At 64.6% G+C, this 6,600-nt stretch carries 11 protein-coding genes; 8 read left to right on the top strand and 3 right to left on the bottom strand.

Annotated features, from left to right (window positions below):
- The 8 genes from AC3WQZ_RS35175 to AC3WQZ_RS35210 all read left to right on the top strand — a co-directional run.
- On the top strand, nt 1-251 hold a 251-nt coding region (locus tag AC3WQZ_RS35175), incomplete at its 5' end, for a TorF family putative porin (RefSeq protein WP_492302112.1).
- Nucleotides 252-393: 142 nt separating this feature from the next.
- Nucleotides 394-750: a hypothetical protein gene (locus tag AC3WQZ_RS35180; protein ID WP_492302113.1), complete on the top strand. Its 357-nt coding sequence runs from the start codon at nt 394-396 to the stop codon at nt 748-750.
- Nucleotides 737-1,705, top strand: a complete 969-nt coding sequence (gene dapA / locus AC3WQZ_RS35185; RefSeq protein WP_058698948.1) for a 4-hydroxy-tetrahydrodipicolinate synthase — start codon at nt 737-739, stop codon at nt 1,703-1,705. Before AC3WQZ_RS35180 ends, dapA begins: the two co-directional genes overlap by 14 nt.
- Nucleotides 1,706-1,990: 285 nt before the next feature.
- Entirely contained in the window at nt 1,991-2,254 is a 264-nt protein-coding gene (locus AC3WQZ_RS35190; RefSeq protein ID WP_010809605.1) for a hypothetical protein, read from the top strand.
- Between the two features lie 68 nt (nt 2,255-2,322).
- Nucleotides 2,323-2,586 carry a hypothetical protein gene (locus AC3WQZ_RS35195; protein WP_492302115.1) on the top strand — a complete coding sequence of 88 codons (264 nt, stop codon included), beginning with the start codon at nt 2,323-2,325 and terminating at the stop codon, nt 2,584-2,586.
- 63 nt (nt 2,587-2,649) lie between these two features.
- Entirely contained in the window at nt 2,650-2,913 is a 264-nt protein-coding gene (locus tag AC3WQZ_RS35200; protein ID WP_010809605.1) for a hypothetical protein, read from the top strand.
- 68 nt (nt 2,914-2,981) lie between these two features.
- The gene (locus tag AC3WQZ_RS35205) at nt 2,982-3,245 is read left to right on the top strand and encodes a hypothetical protein (RefSeq protein WP_010813230.1); all 264 of its coding nucleotides are present in this window, start codon (nt 2,982-2,984) and stop codon (nt 3,243-3,245) included.
- Nucleotides 3,246-3,312: 67 nt separating this feature from the next.
- The gene (locus tag AC3WQZ_RS35210; RefSeq protein WP_439672565.1) at nt 3,313-3,576 is read left to right on the top strand and encodes a hypothetical protein; all 264 of its coding nucleotides are present in this window, start codon (nt 3,313-3,315) and stop codon (nt 3,574-3,576) included.
- A gap of 174 nt (nt 3,577-3,750) precedes the next feature.
- Here the strand turns inward: AC3WQZ_RS35210 and AC3WQZ_RS35215 are convergent, their stop codons facing one another.
- From AC3WQZ_RS35215 to tauA, 3 genes are all read right to left on the bottom strand, one after another.
- On the bottom strand, nt 3,751-4,626 hold the full coding sequence (locus AC3WQZ_RS35215; RefSeq protein WP_010813419.1) for an ABC transporter permease subunit: 876 nt from the start codon (nt 4,624-4,626) through the stop codon (nt 3,751-3,753).
- A gap of 10 nt (nt 4,627-4,636) precedes the next feature.
- A complete protein-coding gene (locus tag AC3WQZ_RS35220; RefSeq protein WP_010813418.1) occupies nt 4,637-5,413 on the bottom strand; it encodes a taurine ABC transporter ATP-binding protein in 777 nt (258 codons plus the stop codon).
- A gap of 83 nt (nt 5,414-5,496) precedes the next feature.
- Complete coding sequence (gene tauA, locus AC3WQZ_RS35225) at nt 5,497-6,495, bottom strand: taurine ABC transporter substrate-binding protein (RefSeq protein ID WP_010813417.1); 999 nt, start codon at nt 6,493-6,495, stop codon at nt 5,497-5,499.
- Nucleotides 6,496-6,600: the final 105 nt, after the last annotated feature.

Genomic DNA, 6,600 nt, shown 5'->3' on the forward strand with positions numbered 1-6,600 from the left:
GCGCCAACGTGCCGCTGAACTTCTGGGACCTGACCCTGAATGCGCACGTCGGCTACCAGGACGTCAAGCACAACAGCAATGCCTCATACACCGACTGGAAGATCGGCCTGACCAAGGACCTGGGCAAGGGCTTCGCGCTGGCGGTGGCCTATGTGGACACCAATGCCAAGGAATCAGCCTACACCAGTGCCAACCGGGGCCGCTACCTCGGCAAGGCTGCGGCCTGGGCTTCGCTGACGAAGACGTTCTGAGCGCGAGCGCTTTGCCAGCGTCGCTGATTTTGATGCGGATTTAACGCCAAAGCCCAATATCCTTGCATCAAATTTAGGCGGCGCTGGCTAGCATAAAGCCATGTCCAATACGCGACCCGCTACCGCGCGGGTCCATCCAATCATGCGACAGTCAAGCCTGGCCGTTGATACCGTTCCCCGACGCACCGCCCTGCGCCACAGCAAAGCCACCATGCCCGCGCTGCGCGCGGTCTCCCAGCCGGCACCGGCCTGGATCCGCATGCGTCTTGCGGTGGCATCCACCGAGGTGTTCGGCCTGCGCCAGACCATGCACCGGGCGCTCGGTGAACTGGCCCGCGTCTATGTGGTGAACGTGGACAACCGGCACGGCGAAACCACGCTGCACGTGGAGGTCGCACGCACCGACCGCGACGCGGCCATGGATGCCATCATGACGGCATTTCCGGCGGCGGAGTTCGGTGTCACGACAGCCCTGCGAGACGACTATGTGGCGCACTGAGGAAGAGAGCTTCTCCGGTGCCGCCGTGCACGCCTGCACCGGTATCGCAGCGATTTCCCGCCAGTCGCCATGGGGCATCTGGGTGCCCATGGTCACGCCGATGCGTGCCGGCTCGCTGGACCTGCAGGGCACCGCCAGGCTGGTTGAGAGTTACGTCGAGGCAGGCGTAAACGGCCTGATCATATTGGGCACGACCGGCGAGGGAAGCCTGCTTTCCACGCACGAGCGGCAAGTCTTCACGGCGGCAGTGCTCGAGGCCGTCCATGGCGAGCTGCCGGTGATGGCTGGCGTCGGAGCGGTCGATACCCGCACGGTGTGCGCGCAAGTTGCCGAACTGGACGGCTTTGATCTTGCCGGCTACCTGGTGCCGCCGCCCTACTACCTGCGGCCATCCGATGAGGGCATCGTGTGGCATTTCAATGAGGTGGCGCGCGCAACCGAACGCCCCCTGATGCTGTACAACGTGCCGAAGCGAACCGGCTGTGCGATGTCGCCAGCGCTCATCCGATCGCTGCTTGCGCAACCGCAGATCTCGGCGGTCAAGGAGTGTGACGCCGGCAATCTCCGCGCACTTGCCAACGATCCGCACGTCACCGTGCTGTGTGGCGAAGATGCTGCCTTGCTGGATCACCTGCTTGCAGGTGGCGCCGGCGTGATCGCCGCGTCCTCGCATATTCGTCCGGACCTGTTCGTGCGCCTGCTGCATCTGGCGCAGACGGGCCGCTTGCGCGCGGCCCACGGCTTGTTCGCGAAGCTCGCGCCGTTGATCTCGCTCATGTTCGCGGAGCCGAATCCGGCACCAGTGAAAGCTGCGCTGGCGCTATCCGGCGTGATTTCGCCGGAAACCCGACAGCCGCTGCAGCCAGCAAGTTCCGCGTTGGTCCAGAGGCTGGAAGAGGCCATGGCCCTTCTTCCTCCGCTTTCCGTGGCGCGGGATGAGCATCTGGCGGCATAAAAGGCTAGCCATCCTTGCCTTTCGGCCTCTCCGGCGGCATCGCATCGCGGGCGGCGCCTGATATGTATTTGTCTGGCCAACAGTGCCATGAAATGAGTTGGCCCGCACCCAACACAATGTCTGCCTGACGGGGATCGGAAAGTGCCAGCATTCCCTGAAAAACCTTTGTTTTTCAGGATGTTATGGATTTTATTGCAGCACCGTCCCGGGCCTGGCACGGCCCATGCTCTATACCCTTCGAGCGCAACAACGTGCTCCCCCAACCGAACCCCAAGGAGACTTACCATGCAATCGACCCTCATGATCAAGGATCTGCCGCTCGACCAGGAACTCGACGGCAAGACCATGTCCGCTGTGCGCGGCGGCCACGCCGTCTCTGTTGTTGGCGGCAACTATCAGAACGTCGTTGGCGGCGGCGGCTTTGCCAGCCCGACCATCGGCTTGCAGGTCGGCGCGACCGTGAACACGATCGACGCCAGCTCGCACCTCAGCCTGAAGATCCCCACCATGCAGAACTTCGGCAACGGCACCCAGGTGGCCACGCTGTAACAACGCTGCATGCGGGAGTCCCGCCGAGGCGGGACTCCCCTTCAACCGAATCCCCAAGGAGACTTACCATGCAATCGACCCTCATGATCAAGGACCTGCCGCTCGACCAGGATCTCGACGGCAAGACCATGTCCGCTGTGCGCGGCGGCAGCGCCTACTCTGTTGTCGGCGGCAACTATCAGAACGTCGTCGGCGGCGGCGGCTTTGCCAGCCCGACCATCGGCGTGCAGATCGGGCCGATCGTGAACACGATCGACGCGAGCACACACCTCAACCTGAAGCTCCCCACCCTGCAGAACTTTGGCAACGGCACCCAGATGGTCGCGCTGTAACGCTGCATGCGGGAGTCCCGCCGACGCGGGACTCCCCTCAACCGAACCCCAAGGAGACTTACCATGCAATCGACCCTCATGATCAAGGATCTGCCGCTCGACCAGGAACTCGACGGCAAGACCATGTCCGCTGTGCGCGGCGGCCACGCCGTCTCTGTTGTTGGCGGCAACTATCAGAACGTCGTTGGCGGCGGCGGCTTTGCCAGCCCGACCATCGGCTTGCAGGTCGGCGCGACCGTGAACACGATCGACGCCAGCTCGCACCTCAGCCTGAAGATCCCCACCATGCAGAACTTCGGCAACGGCACCCAGGTGGCCACGCTGTAACAACGCTGCATGCGGGAGTCCCGCCGAGGCGGGACTCCCCTTCAACCGAATCCCCAAGGAGACTTACCATGCAATCGACCCTCATGATCAAGGACCTGCCGCTCGACCAGGATCTCGACGGCAAGACCATGTCCGCTGTGCGCGGCGGCAGCGCCTACTCTGTTGTCGGCGGCAACTATCAGAACGTCGTCGGCGGCGGCGGCTTTGCCAGCCCGACCATCGGCTTGCAGGTCGGGCCGACCGTGAACACGATCGACGCCAGCTCGCACCTCAGCCTGAAGATCCCCACCATGCAGAACTTCGGCAACGGCATCCAGGTGGCTGCGCTGTAACAACGCTGCATGCGGGAGGCCCGCCGAGGCGGGACTCCCCTTCAACCGCCCCCCAAGGAGACTTACCATGCAATCGACCCTCATGATCAAGGATCTGCCGCTCGACCAGGAACTGGACGGCAAGACCATGTCCGCTGTGCGCGGCGGCAGCGCCTTCTCTGTTGTCGGCGGCAACGCCCAGAACGTCGTCGGCGGCGGTGGCTTTGCCAGCCCGACCATCGGCTTGCAGGTCGGGCCGACCGTGAACACGATCGACGCCAGCTCGCACCTCAGCCTGAAGATCCCCACCATGCAGAACTTCGGCAACGGCGTCCAGGTGGCCGCGCTGTAACGGGATCGAGATGCGTCGCCCCCGCTTCAACGGGTGGCGGCGCACCTTGGAGTCCGCAGCGGAAGATACCGCCTGCGCTATCTTCCACTGCCTACTCTGACCAAGTCTGAACGGGTCATCGTGGTCCTTGGGGAGGGTGCCCCGGGATGATGATCCCGGAGCTACGCCATCGCCTCACATCCGCCCCTTCCAGGGCACCAGGACCTTCGCCAGCTTGCGCATCAGCAGGTCGAACACGTAGGCGATCAGCCCGATCAGCACGATGCCCATGATCACCACGTCGGTACGCAGGAAGTTGGAGGCATTGAGCACCATCTGGCCAAGGCCGGCGGTGGCGGCCACCATTTCAGCGGCAACCAGGGTGGTCCAGCCGAAGCCGATGGCGATGCGCATCCCGGTCAGGATATCGGGCAGCGCGGCGGGGATCACCACATGGCGGACCACCTGCCACGGCGTGGCGCCCATCGAGTACGCCGCGTTGATCTGCTCGATGGTGACCGAGCGCACGCCGGCCTGGGCCGACATGGCCAGCGGCGCGAAGCAGGCCAGGAAGATCAGCAGCACCTTCGAGGTCTCGTCGATGCCGAACCAGATCACGATCAGCGGCAGGTACGCCAGCGGCGGCAAGGGGCGGTAGAACTCGATCGGCGGATCGAACACGCCGCGTGCGATGCGCGACACCCCCATCATCACGCCGACCGGCACCGCCGTGACCACCGCCAGCCCGAAGGCGCCGAACACGCGCATCATGCTGGCCGCGAAATGCTCGGTCAGCGGCTGGCCGCCTTGCAGGTTGCCCTGCCAGGCATCGATAAAGGCGGTGACGATGGACTCAGGCGTGGGCAGGAACAGCGGCGGCAGCCAGCGCAGGTGGCTGGCGAGCCACCACAGTGCGAGCAGCAGCACCACGGTGATAGTGGAGATGCGTGAGCTTGACCCCTCGCCGGGCAGGCGGTAGCCCGAGACGGTCTTCATTTGCTGGCTGGCCCCGGCCGCGGCGGCTTTGGTGACGCGCGGCGTGGGTTCGATGCGTTGGACGGAAGCGGGCATCTCGTGTTCCTCAAGCGGTGGCATGGATCAGATCAATGATCTCTTCGCGATAGCGGATGAACTCCGGGTCGGCCTTGACTGCACGGGCGTCCCCGCATTCGATGAAGCGCCGCGCGAACGGCAGTTCATAGGTGTGCGCGATGCGGCCAGGCGACGGCGTCATGACAATCAGCCGCGTGGCCAGGAACAGCGCCTCTTCCACGCTGTGCGTGATAAAGAAGACGATCTTCTGTTCCTTGGCCCAGAGCTTGAGAATCAGCGCCTGGATCGATTCGCGCGTCAGCGCGTCGAGCGCGCCCAGCGGCTCGTCCATCAGCATCACCGCCGGATCACAGGCGAGCGCGCGGGCAATCCCGACGCGCTGCTGCATGCCGCCCGAGAGCTGATAGACCGGCTTGCCGGCGACATCTTCCAGCCCGACCGCGGCCAGCTTCTCATGCGCGACCCGCATCCGTTCGGCACGCGACACCCCACGCAGGCGCAACCCCAGCGCGACGTTGTCCGCCACGCTGAGCCACGGCATCAGGGCGTGCTTCTGGAACACCACGCCGCGTTCGGCACCCGGCCCGCGCACCACCTTGCCGGACAGCCGGATCTCGCCTTCCGAGGGTTCCATGAAGCCTGCGATGCACGACAGCAAGGTGGTCTTGCCGCAGCCCGAGGCACCGAGCGCCACGACGAAATCGCCGCGCTCCATGGTGAGGTTGACTTGCGACAGGGCCAGCGTTTTGGCGCCGCCCGCGACGCCGTAGTTGACACTGAGATTATCGATTTCAAGCTTGTACATGATGGGCTTCCGCAACAGGACTTTCGGGGCCGCGCGGGACTGGCTTGAGCGCGGCGGCCATCTTCAGCGCGATGGGCGCGGCGTCAGCGCAACGCCCGCTTTGCCCATTCCGCATTGACGCCCGGGCCATAATCCGGCAGGACGGTCTGGATGGTGCCCTGCTCCTTGAGGAACTGCGCCGCGGACTGCAGCGCGCGCGCCGCGCCGCCGCCCAGCCAGCGCTCCGACACCTGCTCCTGCAGCGTGGGGAAGGCGTACAGCGCCATGCTCGCGGGTACCGTCTCGGGCTTGGCGCCAGACACCTTGGCCACCGCCTTCACCATGGGCGAATCGGGGGTCCAGGACGCCTTGTTCTTGCGGTAGTTTTCATCGGCGGCGGCCAGCACGCGCACCAGCTTGACCATGAACTCCGGGTTCTCACGGGCAAACTTCTTGTTGGCGATCATGCCGTCGAAGGTGGCCTTGCCGGTGTCGGCGGCGATCTGGCCGGAGGTCATCAGCACGGTGCCGGACTGCTTGAGCTTGGCCAGCACCGGGTCCCAGATAAAGGTGGCGTCGATGTCGCCACGCTCCCAGGCGGCGGCTACTTCGGGCGGGCGCATGTTGACGATGCGGACGTCCTTCGGATTGATCCTGGCGCGCTCCAGCGCGACCAGCGTGTGGTAGTGCGTGGTCGACACGAAGGGCACGCCGACGCGCTTGCCCTTCAGGTCGGCGACGCTGGCGATCTTGCTGCCATTGCGCGCGACCATCGCCTCGGCCGCGTTGATATCGTCCAGGATCCAGAACAGTTCGACATCCAGCCCTTGCGACAGCGCCGACGCAATCGGCGAGGTGCCGGCCTCGCCAATGGCGATCTGGCCCGAAGCCATGGCGCGGATCACGTCCCCGCCGCCGCCGAACTGCCGGAACGAGACCGTGTAGCCGGTCTGCTTTTCCAGCTCCTTCATGTCCTGCGCGTAGCGCCAGGGCACCACCATGTCCTGGTAAGCAATTACTACATTCTTGCTCTGGGCGTGTGCGGCTGGCGCCAGCGCGGCCACCAGGGCGAAATACGTCGCTATCTGCTTGATCCACCGCATGGTTTTGCTCCTCGGAACGGGAAATATGTTTGGTTCATCGCCGATCTGCGTGACCGTTTAGAAACAAAAAGGGCCAACAAGCCCACCACTGTTATCTTGGAGTTG

This window comes from Cupriavidus sp. FW305-26 (assembly GCF_058787975.1).